Annotated in this window: 14 protein-coding genes; 13 read left to right on the top strand and 1 reads right to left on the bottom strand. The window is 50.5% G+C overall.

The window, feature by feature from the left end:
- The first annotated feature begins 28 nt into the window (after nt 1-28).
- The 5 genes from fabZ (at nt 29) to DESGI_RS20655 (ending at nt 5,906) form a co-directional block, all read left to right on the top strand.
- On the top strand, nt 29-472 hold the full coding sequence (gene fabZ, locus DESGI_RS20680) for a 3-hydroxyacyl-ACP dehydratase FabZ (RefSeq protein ID WP_006521349.1): 444 nt from the start codon (nt 29-31) through the stop codon (nt 470-472).
- 211 nt (nt 473-683) lie between these two features.
- Nucleotides 684-1,787, top strand: a complete 1,104-nt coding sequence (locus DESGI_RS20675) for an MraY family glycosyltransferase (protein WP_006521350.1) — start codon at nt 684-686, stop codon at nt 1,785-1,787.
- A gap of 226 nt (nt 1,788-2,013) precedes the next feature.
- The gene (galU, locus tag DESGI_RS20670; protein WP_006521351.1) at nt 2,014-2,886 is read left to right on the top strand and encodes a UTP--glucose-1-phosphate uridylyltransferase GalU; all 873 of its coding nucleotides are present in this window, start codon (nt 2,014-2,016) and stop codon (nt 2,884-2,886) included.
- A gap of 70 nt (nt 2,887-2,956) precedes the next feature.
- Nucleotides 2,957-3,913 carry an SDR family oxidoreductase gene (locus tag DESGI_RS20665; RefSeq protein ID WP_006521352.1) on the top strand — a complete coding sequence of 319 codons (957 nt, stop codon included), beginning with the start codon at nt 2,957-2,959 and terminating at the stop codon, nt 3,911-3,913.
- Nucleotides 3,914-4,409: 496 nt separating this feature from the next.
- Nucleotides 4,410-5,906: a phosphoglucomutase/phosphomannomutase family protein gene (locus DESGI_RS20655; protein WP_006521354.1), complete on the top strand. Its 1,497-nt coding sequence runs from the start codon at nt 4,410-4,412 to the stop codon at nt 5,904-5,906.
- 340 nt (nt 5,907-6,246) lie between these two features.
- On the opposite strand, the gene DESGI_RS20650 is transcribed toward DESGI_RS20655, so the two are convergent.
- A complete protein-coding gene (locus DESGI_RS20650) occupies nt 6,247-7,458 on the bottom strand; it encodes a DegT/DnrJ/EryC1/StrS family aminotransferase (protein WP_006521355.1) in 1,212 nt (403 codons plus the stop codon).
- Between the two features lie 412 nt (nt 7,459-7,870).
- Between DESGI_RS20650 and DESGI_RS20645 the strand changes: the two genes are divergently transcribed.
- The 8 genes from DESGI_RS20645 (at nt 7,871) to hpf (ending at nt 14,625) form a co-directional block, all read left to right on the top strand.
- Nucleotides 7,871-8,104, top strand: a complete 234-nt coding sequence (locus tag DESGI_RS20645; protein WP_006521356.1) for a YlmC/YmxH family sporulation protein — start codon at nt 7,871-7,873, stop codon at nt 8,102-8,104.
- A gap of 308 nt (nt 8,105-8,412) precedes the next feature.
- Nucleotides 8,413-9,603 carry a methionine adenosyltransferase gene (metK, locus tag DESGI_RS20640; RefSeq protein WP_006521357.1) on the top strand — a complete coding sequence of 397 codons (1,191 nt, stop codon included), beginning with the start codon at nt 8,413-8,415 and terminating at the stop codon, nt 9,601-9,603.
- Between the two features lie 371 nt (nt 9,604-9,974).
- The gene (locus tag DESGI_RS20635; protein ID WP_006521358.1) at nt 9,975-10,439 is read left to right on the top strand and encodes a hypothetical protein; all 465 of its coding nucleotides are present in this window, start codon (nt 9,975-9,977) and stop codon (nt 10,437-10,439) included.
- A gap of 122 nt (nt 10,440-10,561) precedes the next feature.
- Complete coding sequence (locus DESGI_RS20630) at nt 10,562-12,217, top strand: GGDEF domain-containing protein (RefSeq protein ID WP_006521359.1); 1,656 nt, start codon at nt 10,562-10,564, stop codon at nt 12,215-12,217.
- A gap of 179 nt (nt 12,218-12,396) precedes the next feature.
- A complete protein-coding gene (locus DESGI_RS20625; protein ID WP_006521360.1) occupies nt 12,397-13,254 on the top strand; it encodes a ComFC family protein in 858 nt (285 codons plus the stop codon).
- A 428-nt stretch (nt 13,255-13,682) separates the two neighbouring features.
- On the top strand, nt 13,683-13,880 hold the full coding sequence (locus DESGI_RS20620) for a cold shock domain-containing protein (RefSeq protein ID WP_006521361.1): 198 nt from the start codon (nt 13,683-13,685) through the stop codon (nt 13,878-13,880).
- Between the two features lie 39 nt (nt 13,881-13,919).
- Nucleotides 13,920-14,120, top strand: coding sequence for a hypothetical protein (locus DESGI_RS25120; RefSeq protein WP_162141535.1), 201 nt, complete (start codon nt 13,920-13,922; stop codon nt 14,118-14,120).
- The gene (hpf, locus tag DESGI_RS20615) at nt 14,098-14,625 is read left to right on the top strand and encodes a ribosome hibernation-promoting factor, HPF/YfiA family (protein WP_006521362.1); all 528 of its coding nucleotides are present in this window, start codon (nt 14,098-14,100) and stop codon (nt 14,623-14,625) included. Before DESGI_RS25120 ends, hpf begins: the two co-directional genes overlap by 23 nt.
- Nucleotides 14,626-14,804 lie beyond the last annotated feature (179 nt).

The following is a 14,804-nucleotide window of genomic DNA, read 5'->3' as shown; positions in this document are numbered from 1 at the left end:
GCAGAAAAAACAAGAAGGGATGTTGAATATGGCCAACGGTGTTATGAACATAAAAGAAATTATGGATGTATTACCCCACCGTTACCCGTTTTTACTGGTGGACAGGGTTGAGGAAGTAGTGCCTGGTGTGCGGGCGGTGGGCACCAAGAATGTAACCGCAGGGGAGCAGTTTTTCCAGGGGCACTTTCCAGGATACCCGGTGATGCCGGGAGTACTGATTATTGAAGCTATGGCCCAGGTGGGTGGGGTGGCTGTGCTGAGCAAGCCGGAATTTGCCGGCAAGCTGGCTCTTTTTGCAGGTATTGATAAAGCCCGTTTACGGCGCCAGGTGGTGCCAGGTGATGTGCTGCGCATGGAGGTGGAATTACTGCGCCTTCGTGGTAATTTTGGCAAGGGCAAAGGTATTGCCAAGGTGGGGGACGATCTTGTGGCCGAGGCCGATCTGTTATTTGCGCTGGTGGACAGGGAATGAAGGATTGCCGGATAATTTATTGTCAAATAGTTTCCCTGTCGCGCAAATTGACGTGCTGCGGTGTTGTATGGACAAACCCTGCGTTTTAGTGAGGTATTTGGGGATTACGCTTGAATATTGGCGATAACTGCGCTTTGTGTAAATGCCGCCGCCGGTGATAAAATTAATAGACTTGTCTTGAGCCGAATAACAACCGGCTGGAGGGATTAAAGTGGAAAAATATATACTGCCCCTGGTGCTGGCACTGGCCTTGGGTTACCTGATTACCCCCGGTGTGCGGGTGCTGGCGATTAAAGCGGGGGCCCTGGATCATCCCAATCCCCGCAAGGTCCATAGCGGTGTAATGCCCCGGATGGGTGGACTGGCTGTTTACTTGGCCTTTGTGCCCGCAGTGCTGTTGATCCGGTATTTACTGCCGAACGCATCGCTGCCGGTGTGGGGATTGCTTACCGGTGCCACGATAATATTGCTGGTGGGGATGCTGGATGACATGCGGGGTCTTACCCCGCGGGTTAAATTGTTGGGGCAGATTGTGGCTGCGCTGGCGGTCATTCCGTTTGGCATTCAGATACATTATATAACTAACCCGCTAACCGGGCAGTTGCTGTTTTTAGGGTTGTTGAGCATACCGCTCACCGTGTTCTGGGTAGTAGCTGTAACCAACGCCATAAACCTTATCGATGGTCTGGACGGTTTGGCCGGTGGTGTATCGTGTATTGCCGCATTGACCATGGCCGCGGTGGCCTGGACACAGTGGCACTTGTTCAGCCTCAGCGGTATGCCTGAAATGATTATGTTGGCGCTGGTGCTGGTGGCTGCGGTAACCGGTTTTTTGAAACATAATTTTCACCCCGCCACGATATTTCTGGGCGATTCGGGGTCACTGTTTTTAGGTTTTACACTGGCGGTAATGTCTATAATGAGCTTGACCAAGAGCGCCACGGCTGTGTCGGTGATTATACCCCTGGTTATACTGGGGGTGCCCTTGTTGGACACTTTCTTCGCGGTGATCAGGCGTTATAATAAACACAAGCCCATATTTCAGCCCGACCGTGAACATTTGCACCACCAGCTCATGGCGATGGGGCTCAGCCACCGTCAGACGGTGCTGGTGATATACGCTATTAGTGCTTTTCTGGGTTTAACCGCTGTGGTATTGAACCTGGTAAGTAACGATCATGCACTGGCTATGTTGGTAGTGCTGGCGATATTGCTGATTTATTCGGCCGATCGAGTGGGAGTGCTGGGCATTTCTCATCGAATGAGGCGCGGAATAACTGATAAATACAGGCAACGGCGGTCCTCGAAAATGTAGGACCGCTTTTTTAATTTATGCTTGGTGCAATGACTCTTAGCTGCTTATTTACTTGTTTTTGTTTTGATTAGAATATTTACATTAAAGGATTATTGAGTTTTATATGGAATTATTTATTTAATACAGTAACCTTTTTAAAGGGTATTGCATAAAATCAATCGGTAACTTGCTCTAGTGATCATGATGTGAACAAGCTTACCAGCAACATGGGTAAGGGGGTATAACATTGCGGATTAGAAAGGCGGTTATTCCCGCAGCCGGCCTGGGGGTGCGTTTCTTACCGGCCACTAAGGCACTCCCAAAGGAAATGATTCCCATTGTGGACAAACCGACCATTCAGTACATAATTGAAGAGGCAGTAAAATCAGGTATAGAGGACATATTAATCATTACCGGTCGGGATAAAAAAGCTATTGAAGATCACTTTGATAAATCTACACTTCTTGAAGAGCACTTGCGCAGTAAAGGTAAGCAGGATTTACTCAAAATAGTGGAGGAAACCGGCAACCTGGCGGAAATTCATTACGTGCGGCAAAAGGAACCCCTCGGGCTGGGGCATGCTGTGCTTTGTGCCCGGCGGTTCGTGGGCGATGAGCCATTTGCTGTGTTGCTGGGTGACGACATTGTGCACAGTAACGTGCCCTGTCTGAAACAACTTATGGATTTATACGCGGTGGTGCAGAGTACCGTTATCGGTGTCAAGGAAGTACCCCCGGCGGATGTTAGCAAATATGGCGTTCTAGACGCCGAATCGCTAAGGGAGCATATCTACCGGGTGCGCAGTTTGGTGGAAAAACCAGCCCCAGAACAAGCTCCATCCCGGCTGGCTATAATGGGACGGTATATCATAGAATCTGATATATTCGATATTTTAGCCCGTATCGAACCCGGAGCGGGCGGAGAAATCCAGCTTACCGATGCCCTGAAAGAACTGGCTATGCAAAAGGCCATGTACGGGCTGGTTTTCGAGGGCAAGCGTTACGATGTAGGTGATAAGCTGGGTTATCTCAAGGCGATGGTGGAGTTCGCCCTGAAGCGGCCTGACCTGGCCGGAGAGTTTCGCAGCTATCTGGAGGATGTAGTAGCGAATAGGATATAATAGTTTCACGTTGTAAGGTGCAATGTTATTATTAAGGCGGGGTGGCTTTGGGCACCCGTGGGAGGCTTTTATGCGAGTTTTGGTTACAGGTGGGGCCGGTTTTATAGGCTCTCATATAGTGGATGCTCTGATTGCCCGGGGGGCATGTACCGCTGTGCTGGATAACTTGTCCAGCGGGCGGTTTGAAAATATTGACCCCCGGGTGAACTTTTATAAAGGTGATCTTCGGGATGGGAAGTTTGTGCGGGAGGTATTGCAGGCCGAAAAGTCCGACTATGTTATCCACCACGCCGCCCAGATTGACGTGCAAACCAGCGTAGATGACCCGGCAACTGACGCTGCTATTAATATATTGGGCACCATTAATTTACTTGAAGCCTGCCGCACCTGCGAGGTTAAGAAAATTGTCTATGCTTCTTCTGCGGCAGTTTACGGCAATCCCCGTTACCTGCCCGTTGACGAGGAGCATCCGGTGCAGCCGCTGTCGGGGTACGGCGTGTCCAAGCACACCGTGGAGCATTATCTGGTGGCGTACCAGGCGCTTTACGGCTTAAAATACATCGCACTGCGTTATGCCAACGTGTACGGTCCCAGGCAGGACGCCACCGGGGAAGGTGGCGTGGTGGCCATATTTACGGACCGGCTGTTGCGGGGCCGGCGGTGCCGGATTTTCGGCGACGGCAGGCAGACCAGGGACTTTATCTTTGTGGGTGACGTGGCCCGGGCCAACCTGGCTGCAATTGATATAGACAGCGCCGCCGGTTCCGGCACTGCCCGTAGGTCGGGTGGCTGCGGTATTTTTAACATCAGCACCGGCATTCCAACATCGGTCAATGAGCTGTACGATACATTACGGCAGATCACCGGCAGTGATCTGGAGCCGGAATACTGCCCACCCCGGGCCGGTGATATTGAACACAGCTACCTGGACGAAAAGGCAGCGGTGACGGGCCTGCGGTGGCAGGCGAAACGCAGCCTGGTCGACGGGCTGCGCGATACGGTGGATTATTACAGACAAATACGCTAAAAAACCGCAGGACCAGTGAACCAAGGTCCTGCGTTTTTTTTGATGGTGCCGGGTGTTGAAAGGTTGAATGTTGAAAGCTAATCCTGAAAGTTAATCTTGGTGCCGGTTGTTGAAAGTTGCAAGTCAGTATAGGTTTTTGAAAGTTGAAAATCCATACCCTTTGCGGAACCAGCTAAACAGTGGCCCCTGTTCCCCTTTAACCAGTTTATATAATTCAGGTACATGTTCATATGCTGTTGGGCATTTTCAACTTTGGTTAGTTTTAAACTGTGGGCGTTTTGCATAATCATAAATGATCAATCCCTTCATTGCTGGTGAATAATGTATAAACAGCCATGACACAGGCAGAATAATGTTTGTACATTAATACGCGGGGCGATGGCAAAATATGTATCCATATGCTATAATTATTAACTGGGAAGTATTTCACAAATAAGAATTCACAAATACAAATAACAAATACATTGGGTAGTATAAATAAGGGAGGGGCGTTTAGATGAGAAAAATAAAGTTCGGCACGGATGGCTGGCGTGGTATTATAGCCGATGATTTTACTTTTGATAACCTGCGCATAGTTTCCCAGGCAGTGGCCGATTACGTAAACGGACAAGGCGCCGGGCATAAAGGTATAGTGGTGGGATATGACAACCGCTTTTTATCGGACCGGTTCGCGGATACCGTGGCGGATGTAATGATCCAAAACGGCATTAAAGTATATCTGGCTGGCAGTCCGCTGCCCACCCCGGTGACGGCCTTTGCCGTTAAAGTGCATGAAGCGGCCGGTGCGGTGATGCTTACAGCCAGTCACAATCCGCCGGAATACAATGGATTCAAGTTTATCCCCGATTACGCCGGTCCTGCACTGCCGCACATCACCGGGGCCATTGAGGAAAATATTGCCCGTTTGCAGGGAGGTGCCATGCAGGGGCGGTGGACGGACCAGGAACAGGCGGTGGAGTTGGCCGACGTTTTTAACACAAGGGATGCCGTTGGCAAAGCCACCCGCCAGGGGGAACCCAGCGTGGCCGAACGTATCATTATTGATCCCCGCCCTGAATATTTCGAACACCTGGAGCAATTGGTGGACATGGAAGCTATCAGGCGGGCCAACCTGGAGGTGATGGTTGATGCCATGCACGGCAGTGGTGTGGGCTACCTGGATGTGATGCTCAAAAAGGTTACCTCTGCGGTTAAACAATGCCGCTGCTATCGCGACCCGCTGTTCGGCGGCGGTATGCCCGAACCCACCGGTAAAACTCTTCAGGATGTTTGCAAGTGGATCCAGGAAGATGAGGGACGCTTGGGCCTGGCGCTGGATGGGGACGCCGACCGGTTTGGCATTATCGATTCCTCCGGGGTTTATGTAACCCCTAACCAGTTTTTGCCCCTACTGTATCATCACCTGATTACGGTTAAAGGCATTGTTGGCCCGGTCACCCGCACCGTGGCCACCACCCACATGCTGGACCGTATCGCCCAACAGCATGGCCAGCAGGTATATGAAACCGCTGTAGGCTTTAAATATATCGGTCAAAATCTATTGGAAAAGGGTTGTGTGCTGGGCGGTGAAGAAAGCGGCGGGCTGTCAATTAAAGGACATATTCCGGAAAAAGACGGTATTTTGGCCGGACTTCTGGCGGCGGAGCTGGTGGCGGTACATGGTAAAAGACTGTTGGCCATAGCTGAGGATGTTGCTAAAGAATACGGCGGCCAGCTATACAGTGAACGCCTGGATGTGCATACTACATCCGGCAGGAAGCAAATGGTGCTGGAAAAACTGCAGCAATTTAATCCCGCTGAATTAACCGGTATACCGGTAACCCAGCGTATTACTTTAGATGGTGTCAAGCTGGTGCTGGACAGCGGTGAGTGGGTGCTGGTGCGGCCTTCGGGTACCGAACCGCTATTTAGAATTTATGTGGAATCCCACCGGCCGGAGCGGATTAAGGAGTTGAGCCGGGAAGTTGCAGTGCAGATAGGTCTCGATGAATAATACTGCAGAGATAATTACTATTGGGCATTGCCCGAAAACATAATCCATTTCCTAAAAACATGATCCATTTTCCATACTACTGTATTACTATCAACCTTTGTATAACTTTCAACCTTTCAACACCTGGCACCAGCTAGATGTAATGTTAATAAGCTATGTTTAGTCATAGTCGTATTTTATAGAGCCCGGGCAGTAAAATATTAGCCCGGGCTTTCAATGTTTATCACGAATAACAGTGAAAGGCACTGCGTTAGTGCAGCCTTTTTGCGATGGTTACGCTTCTTGCAGGTGGGTGGTCTACTTAACTTCGCCAAACCTGGTCTATCGAACCATGAAGTACTCAAGCCATTGCGGTGGCACGGAAAACTTTTTCAACAGCCAAACAGACATCTTCCATATCAGCTTCAGTAAGGGTGGGGTGTACCAGGAACATTAATGATGTTTCACCCAATTCTCGGGCGGTCTTTAGGCGTGCAGGCGGGCCCAGACCTTGACCGGCAAACGCTTTTTCCAGGTAAATTTCACTGCAGCTGCCGCTGAAACAGGGGATTCCTTCGGCACACAGGGCAGCCATAACGCGATCCCTGTTCCACCCGTCCTTTATTTTTTCCGGCCGGATAAAAATGTAATATTTGTAGTAGGCATGTTTAAAACCCTGGGGCGGGAGGGTGACCCTGAGCGCGGGAATCCCGCATAAGCGCTTATTGAGTATAGCTGCATTATTGCGGCGTTTTTCGAGCCAACCGGGTAATTTTTTGAGCATAACCCGCCCGATGGCGGACTGCATTTCGGTTAACCGCCAGTTGGTGCCGAAGGATTCGTGCAGCCAGCGAAAGCCGGGTGGGTGCCGGCGGTTATATATTGCCTCATAGCTTTTGCCGTGGTCTTTATAGCTCCAGGCTTTTTTCCATATATCCTTATTACTGGTGGTCAGCATGCCGCCTTCACCGCCGGTGGTCATAATTTTGTCCTGGCAAAATGAGAAAGCCGCTGCATCGCCCATTGACCCCACCGGGCGCCCTTTATATTTGGCTCCATGTGCCTGGGCGCAGTCTTCAATAACGAATAGCCCTTTCTCCCTGGCCAGCTCCAAAATAGGGTCCATATCACAGGGCCAGCCGGCCAGGTGTACCGCAATGATGGCCCTGGTTCTGGGGGTGAGGGCCGCCGCGATGGTTTGGGCAGTGATATTCTGGCTTACCGGGTCTACGTCGGCCATCACCGGGATGGCACCGCGCATCACTGCGCAGCTGGCCGAGGCTATAAAAGTCCGGCTGGTTACAATAACTTCATCCCCGGGACCTATGCCCAGGGCGTACAGGGCCAGTTCCAGTGCCACAGTCCCGTTGGCCAGGGCTATAGCGTACTTGCACCCGGCAAACCTGGCAAATTCGCTTTCGAACAGTCGCCCCTCCTGGCCGGTCCAGTAGTTGACTTTACCGGATTTTAACACGGCAGATGCCGCTGCAATTTCCTCTGTGGCAAAATAAGGCCACGGGGCAAAGGGGGTTGTGCGGACGGGCTTTCCACCATTTATGGCCAGCTTTGGCATTATATAATTCACTCCACATATATCAATTTGTATTACCAGATATATGCGGGGCGCCTGGCGCCCGTCACCCCGGTGTTCCCTGGTTTTCACAAATAAGTATATGTTCGCTTTAAAAAAATTTGACCGGTTAACGATTAGCTAAAAGTCTCGCCTACAAAGCATTTGCTGCTTCGATAGGTGCCAGGTGTTGAAAGGTTGAAAATCAAAGATTTTCAACCTTTCAACACCTGGCACCAAAGCCTGTTTTTCCGAACAAGCTTTAATAAAGTTGATTGCTGGACTAAATTTTGTAAGAAAGCTTATAATGGGGGAAAGGGATTTTAAAGGGGTGAGTCTGATATGTCAATGGTTTTATCGGATAGAGTAACATCTCACCGGCTTCCGGCATAGTATAATCCGGGAGGTGGACCCGGTGTTTAAAATTACTGAACTTACCCGCAAGGATATTATTAATATAAAGGATGGTACTAAATTGGGTGCGGTGAAGGATGTGCAGATTGATATGGCCGAGGGGAAGGTGCGGGCTATTGTTTTGGAGGGTCCGCGCAAATATTTACGGTTATTTAGCGCGGGTGGAGATATTGTGGTGCCCTGGGAAAAGATTAAAATAATCGGCGTGGACGCGGTATTGGTCGAGGTGGATTAGAGGTAGGATAGCAGCAAGTCCACGTGTTAGGTTTACGTTTTATACCTACATGACCTACAGGAACCTGCGTGAGTTGATGTAATTAATTATTCCGCAGTGTTTTTTATTTTGTTCACAACCGGTGGAATCCCCGGTTTTTGTCGGCTGCTTTGTTGACAGTAATTTCTACCCCTGCTAGAATAAACATGGTTTTTGTCGCAACGGGAAAAGTTAATGCAGACAATATTGTACTCTGGTTTATAGTTATGGCGATATAAGATGTTACCGGACTGCATGTATCTGGTGCAGCCGCAAAGGAGGTCTGTTATTTGGCTAAGCGCCTGTTTACTTCCGAGTCGGTTACCGAGGGTCACCCCGATAAGATAGCCGACCAGATTTCTGATGCTATTCTAGACGAGATTATCGGCCAGGACCCTTACGCCCGGGTGGCTTGTGAAACCTTTGTCACTACCGGCCTGGTGCTGGTGGGTGGGGAGATAACCACCAAGTGTTATGTGGACATACCCCGGGTAGCCCGGGAGACGGTGCGGGAGATTGGGTATACCCGGGCTAAGTACGGGTTTGATTGCGATACCTGCGCGGTGCTTACTTCCATTGATGAGCAGTCGCCGGATATTGCCATGGGCGTGGACAAGGCCCTGGAGGCCCGTTCCAGTGAAGATGTGGACGAGAAGCTGGAAGCCACCGGTGCCGGGGACCAGGGAATGATGTTTGGTTACGCCACCAATGAAACGCCGGAAATGATGCCTTTGCCCATTTCCCTGGCCCATCGCATGGCCCGCCGCCTGACCATAGTGCGGAAAACCAGAGAGCTGCCCTACCTGCGGCCCGACGGCAAGGTTCAGGTAACTGTAGAATATGAAGATGGCCGGCCTGTGCGGCTGGATACAATTATAGTTTCCACCCAGCACTCCCCCCGGGTGGGGTTGGACGTTATCCGGGAGGAGATTATTGAAAAGGTGGTCAAGCCCGTGGTGCCACGGGAAATGATTGATACGGCCACCAGGTACCTGATCAACCCCACCGGGCGGTTTGTGGTGGGCGGACCCCAGGGGGACGCGGGGCTTACGGGACGCAAAATTATTGTGGATACTTATGGCGGCATGGCCAGGCACGGAGGCGGTGCCTTCTCGGGCAAAGATCCTACTAAAGTAGACCGTTCAGCCAGCTATGCCATGCGTTATTTAGCTAAAAACATTGTGGTCGCCGGTTTGGCGGATAAGTGCGAGGTACAGGTGGCCTATGCTATTGGGGTGGCCCGCCCCGTTTCGGTGATGGTGGAGACCTTCGGCACCGGCAAGGTGGATGAGGAAAAACTGATTCAGGTGGTACAGGAAGTATTTGACCTGCGACCTGCCGCCATTATAAAAAATCTGGATTTGCGCCGCCCCATTTACAAAAATACTGCGGCTTACGGCCATTTTGGCCGGCGGGATATTGTGCTTCCCTGGGAGAACACCGATAAAGTTGACATATTGCGCAGTGCCTTTAACCTGTAGCAGCTCGAAAATTGGACGGCGTTCGCGCCCGTGTGCCTGGCGGTTTAGTCAGTGCCTTTGTCTGTAGCAGCTGGGGCTGTTGCACGACGAGCTAAATAGTTCGTAGTGTAACAGCCCCTTTTTTGTACAATAAATAATAAGGGAGGGTCGTAAAAACTATTTTCATTTATAAAGTAGTGAGCGATGCTCTCTTATTATAATTAAAACTATTTGTTAAAGGAGACAACCTGTTAGTTACCGCTCATAGTATTGTTATGCCCCTGCCCCACCAGCTGTATGAATGCTTTAATCCTGCGTCAAAGCCACCTGCATTAACCACTTATGAGTAATTTGCATATGGTGGTATAAAGAGATTGCTGGGGGGCTGGTGTATGATAGCTGTATATGTGACAGCTGCAATGTTTATAAGCTGGCTGCTGGTGATGCTGTACCGGGTGTGGCGGATGCTTTCATACAGGGGAGCCGGCACGGTCGCACTCGGCAACAATAGCGAAGCTGTGCCGCACCGGCTGGAGGTGCTGGTGCAGGATCAAGCCGACGGCCTGGAGGGCTTCGTGCACCGGCTGGCGACAGCCTTGCAGTGTCGCACGGGGATGGTGACTCTGGTGGATGGAGGCTCCGCCGACGAGACAGGGGTAATTTTGGAGCGCTTGGCCCGGCGCTATAATATGGAGTGTCACCGGCTTGTAGGGGATAAATCTTGCCTGGCTGGGACAACCGGACCCGGCATTGTACATGGCCCCGTGCACCGTCTTGATTTGCGCGGCCTATCCAATGAGGATTTGGTGAAATTTGATTTAACTTGCCTGAAGTCGGGATGCAGGGGTGAAGTATAACTTAATTTGTTTGCCTCGGGATTATTTGCCTGTAAACCAGAGGTAAACCTTTTTTTTTGTCGAATTTATTTTACCAATGGACGGGACCATGATGAGTAAAATGAGAAGCGGGTGAAACGGGTTTGCGCAAAGTCAGGAAGTTACCCTTTATTTTATATACCTGGCTGGTTATCGGGCTGGGCGTATGGTTGCTTTATTACACTTTTCCTCTGCTGAACCTGGATTTGGGACGGGAACTATTAATTATGGTGAGCTTTGGAGTGCTGGCCGAGTGGCTGGCCGTGGTATTCCCTCAAGGGCAGCTGACCGGAGGGTTTGCCGTTATACTATCCACCTACCTGATTTACGGGCCTGTGCCCGCAGCCTGGGTAAACGCCCTGGCCACGGTCCTGGGGCAGGGCGTGGCCAACCGCGGCAATCCACTGCGCACCACGCTGTTTAACGCCGCCCAGTATGTACCTGTAGTGCTGGGGGCTAATTTTATATATGTGCTGGCGGGCGGTGCATCTGAACGGGGATTGCATTGGGACAACGGTTGGCCCCTGGTGTTGTTCATAGTAGCGTATTATTTGCTCAACCAGTTATTTGTATATATTTATACTTTGCCGGTGCGTGACGGTTATCCTTTGCTGCAGTGGCCCGACGCTCTGCGCTGGGACGGCATTACCTATCTTATAGCGGTGCCTGTGGGCTTTTTAATGGCATTGTTATATAACCACATTGGTATATACGGTACATTGCTGTTATTCATACCCATGCTGGCGGTGCAGTTTGTGCTGAAATTTTATGTGCACCTGGTGCTGGCCAACCGGGAATTACGGGTGCTGTACGAAGTGGCCCGGCGGCTGGGGGGGAGTTTGAACTTAAAGGAAATATTAGATTTACTGCTGCGTGAGACCAGGCGGGTGATCAGCTTTCACAACGGTGTTATTTACCTTTGGTCGGAGGAAAAACAGTGTTATCTGGTGGAAGCGGTCTCGGGGGCTCAAGCCGACCTGCTCCGGAGCTCTGTGGTACAGCGGGGTGAGGGGTTCCTGGGCCGGGTGGCCGAAAGCGGGGAGTCCCATCTGGTGGATGATACCAGAGAAGATGAGCGTACTGCGGAAGATGATACGGGATTGACCCAGCTGCATCGCTCTCTGGTGGTGGTGCCTTTAATGGCGGAGACCGAGGTGTTGGGTTTGCTGGTACTGGGGGACAAGCGTGCCGGTTTTTTCGAGGAAAAACATGTGCAAGTGCTGACCATTATCGGCGGGCAAGCTGCTGTAGCCATTGCCAATGTACAGCTGGCTCGCCAATTGGACCAGGCGGCTATTACCGATAAACTAACCGGGCTGTATAATTACCGTTATTTTTATCACCGCGCCATGGGCGAGCTGGAGTGGGCCCAGCGTTCGGATGAGCAGATATCATTGGTGATGTTGGATATTAATAATTTTAAACAGGTAAACAACCGGTATGGCCACCTGGCGGGGGATACGGTGCTGATCGGGGTGGCCGGGTTGATCAGGGAGCAGGTGCGCGACTGCGACCTGGTAGCCCGCTACGGGGGGGACGAATTTGCAATACTGCTGCCTCAAACAGGACCCGCCGAGGCCAAGCATGTGGCGGACAGACTGCGGAGGATCGTGCGTGAGAGCCTTTTCGAGGCTTATGACCAAAGCATCCTGATTAGTATTAATACAGGTATAGCCACTTTTCCGGATGGTGCATCCGACCTGGATGCTCTCCTTAAGACTGCCATAAAGGGGCTGGAGAGTGAGGGACCGGGCGTATAATTGCCACCGATAAGCAAACTTGGCCGGCTGAAAGGGGTACGCTGAAGATTGGTTGGATACTGTTAACCTCTCAGGCGGATGGTACCATGATGTTTTGCATTTGGTTATTCGGATAATACAGTTAGTTTAAGAAAGTTTAAGCCTGACCCCATGGATGGTGATGCTGGGTGTGGAGGGATTTGCTGCGAGCTGTTATAGAGTTGATTTATCCGCCGCGTTTGCAGTGTCCTTTGTGCGGTGCTCAAAGCCCGGACAATTCGCTGTGTCTGGACTGCAGGCAACTGTTGGATGGCTATGCCGGAGAACAGGTTTGCTGCCTTTGCGGGGGCTTTTTGGGGGTGAGGGGATATCATCTGGATGGGTTAGTCTATCCCACACCCGGTGATTCAGCGCTGCTCCGGGAACAACCGCCGGGATACGAGGATAAATTAATTAGCTGTGGTTCCGTGAACCGGTTGGGCGCGTCTTTATCGCAAAGCTCCTGGTTAATGTGCCCGGCTTGCCGGGCCGAAAACCGCCCCTTTGATCTGGCCCGTGCTGTGGCGCCTTATGAAGGGCCGGTGCGGGAAGCGGTGCAGCGGCTTAAATACCGGGGTATGAAGTCACTGGCCGTGCCGTTGGGAGAATTGATGGCTAATGCGTCTCTGCGGGAAGGGGCTTTTGCCCGGACAGATGCTTTGGTGCCTGTACCAATGCACCCGGGGCGGGAGCGCGAGCGGGGCTATAACCAGTCGGTGCTGCTGGCCCGTGCTTTGGGGGAATTACTGCAGGTGCCCGTGCTGGAGCGGGTGCTGGTCAAAATAAGGGAGACACCTTCCCAAACTTCCCTATCGGCATCGCAAAGGCGAAAAAACCTGCAGCAAGCCTTTGTGGTTGCTAAGCCCGAACCCGTAAAAGGTAAAATATTAACCATTATTGATGATGTTTTCACCACAGGCAGCACTGTTTCCATAATATCCCACTTATTGCGACAGGCTGGGGCTCGCAGTGTGCTGGTATTAACATTTGCTGGAACGCGACAAAGCGGAAAAAAGTGACATAATAACATACCTTGTTATAAGCAATTACGACATGCATCCGCTTTTATTTTAATCTACCCACAGCTTCTAGCCCTTGCAACACAGGTTATTAACAGACTTATGCACATTATCCACAGGTTTGGGGATAAAAGCAGGTTTCAACAAAGTAACAATTCGACATAAGGGGACAGTGGAAGGGAGACTGCATTTGTCTCGAAGTTTAAACTAGACCACAGCTATAGATAACTCATTCAACGGAAATTTTGTTTGGGGTTAAAATTACTTAATTAACTTAATCGTTTCTTATCAGCGGGCATCAAAATCAGGAATGGGACGCCGGCCCTGAGGCACCGCGTGGCAAGTCTTGACAGGTATGGGGTGATATGATACGATAACTCCACGTGAGTTAAATGACCACGGGATTATTTTTTAGGAGGAATGTTTTAGTGTTAGGTAAGGTCAAGTGGTTTAACAAGGACAAGGGTTACGGCTTTATTGAAAGGGAAGACGGAGGCGACGTTTTCGTACACTTCTCTGCCATTCAAGAGGATGGTTTTAAAACCCTGCTGGAAGGCCAGGAAGTGGAATTCGATATAGTTGAGGGCGCCCGTGGTCCGCAAGCTGCCAATGTAGTTAAATTATAATACACAAGGCCCCGGCTATGGCCGGGGCTTTTCTGTTTTTTGGAAGGTGTACTTTGGTCACCGGTTGCTTTGGCGGGCATGCAGATGTCATTTAATCAGCTTTTAATTGCAGGCCAATCAAAGACAATTTTGCTTATTTTATTATTTCTTTGGCAGGATTTATCACAATTTTCGGGAATAATAGTAACTACTACTCGCTCGAAAGGAGTTGGGAGTTATGAAAGTATTGGTAAGGGGTAGAAATGTTGATGTAACAGATGCCTTGAAGGATTATGTCGAAAAACGGGTGGGTAAACTGGATAAGTTTCTGGACGGAGCCAAAGAGGCCACGGTAATTTTAGTGGTGGAAGGCGATGCGCACAAGGTTGAGGTTACAGTGCCGTTTAACGGTATGATACTGCGTGGCGAGGAAGCTACCGGTGACATGTACTCTTCCATTGACTTGATTGTGGATAAGCTGGAAAAGCAAATTGAGAAATACAAGGGCAAACTGAATCGCCGCCGGGTGGCCAGTGAACAAAAGGCTTATGCCGAGCAGCCCCGTTTTCAAGACGACGATGATGGAATGCAGGTGGTCAAAACCAAGCGTTTTGCTATCAAGCCTATGCCTGTAGATGAAGCGGTAATGCAGATGAACCTGCTGGGTCACAGTTTCTTCGTTTTCTCCAATGCCGAAACCGAGCAGGTTAACGTGGTGTACAAGCGTAAAGACGGTAAGTACGGGCTAATTGAACCCGAGTTTTAAAGTTTTGCTATAATTTGATATTTAACTCCCCGCCGGGAAGTCTCCGACCTGAGTTTGTGCAGGAGGGGATCGAAGGCGGGGTTGTTTTTGGAAACCATTGGTTAGTCTCCGGCTTTTTTGTAGTTTGAAACTTCCCTTGTTGCAGGGTTAAGTCCAATTTGCTAAAATAGTAATGATAT

Source organism: Desulfoscipio gibsoniae DSM 7213, assembly GCF_000233715.2.
GTDB lineage: Bacteria > Bacillota > Desulfotomaculia > Desulfotomaculales > Desulfallaceae > Sporotomaculum > Sporotomaculum gibsoniae.
Note: the sequence above shows the minus strand (reverse complement) of the source record. Positions and strands in the feature narration are given on the sequence as shown.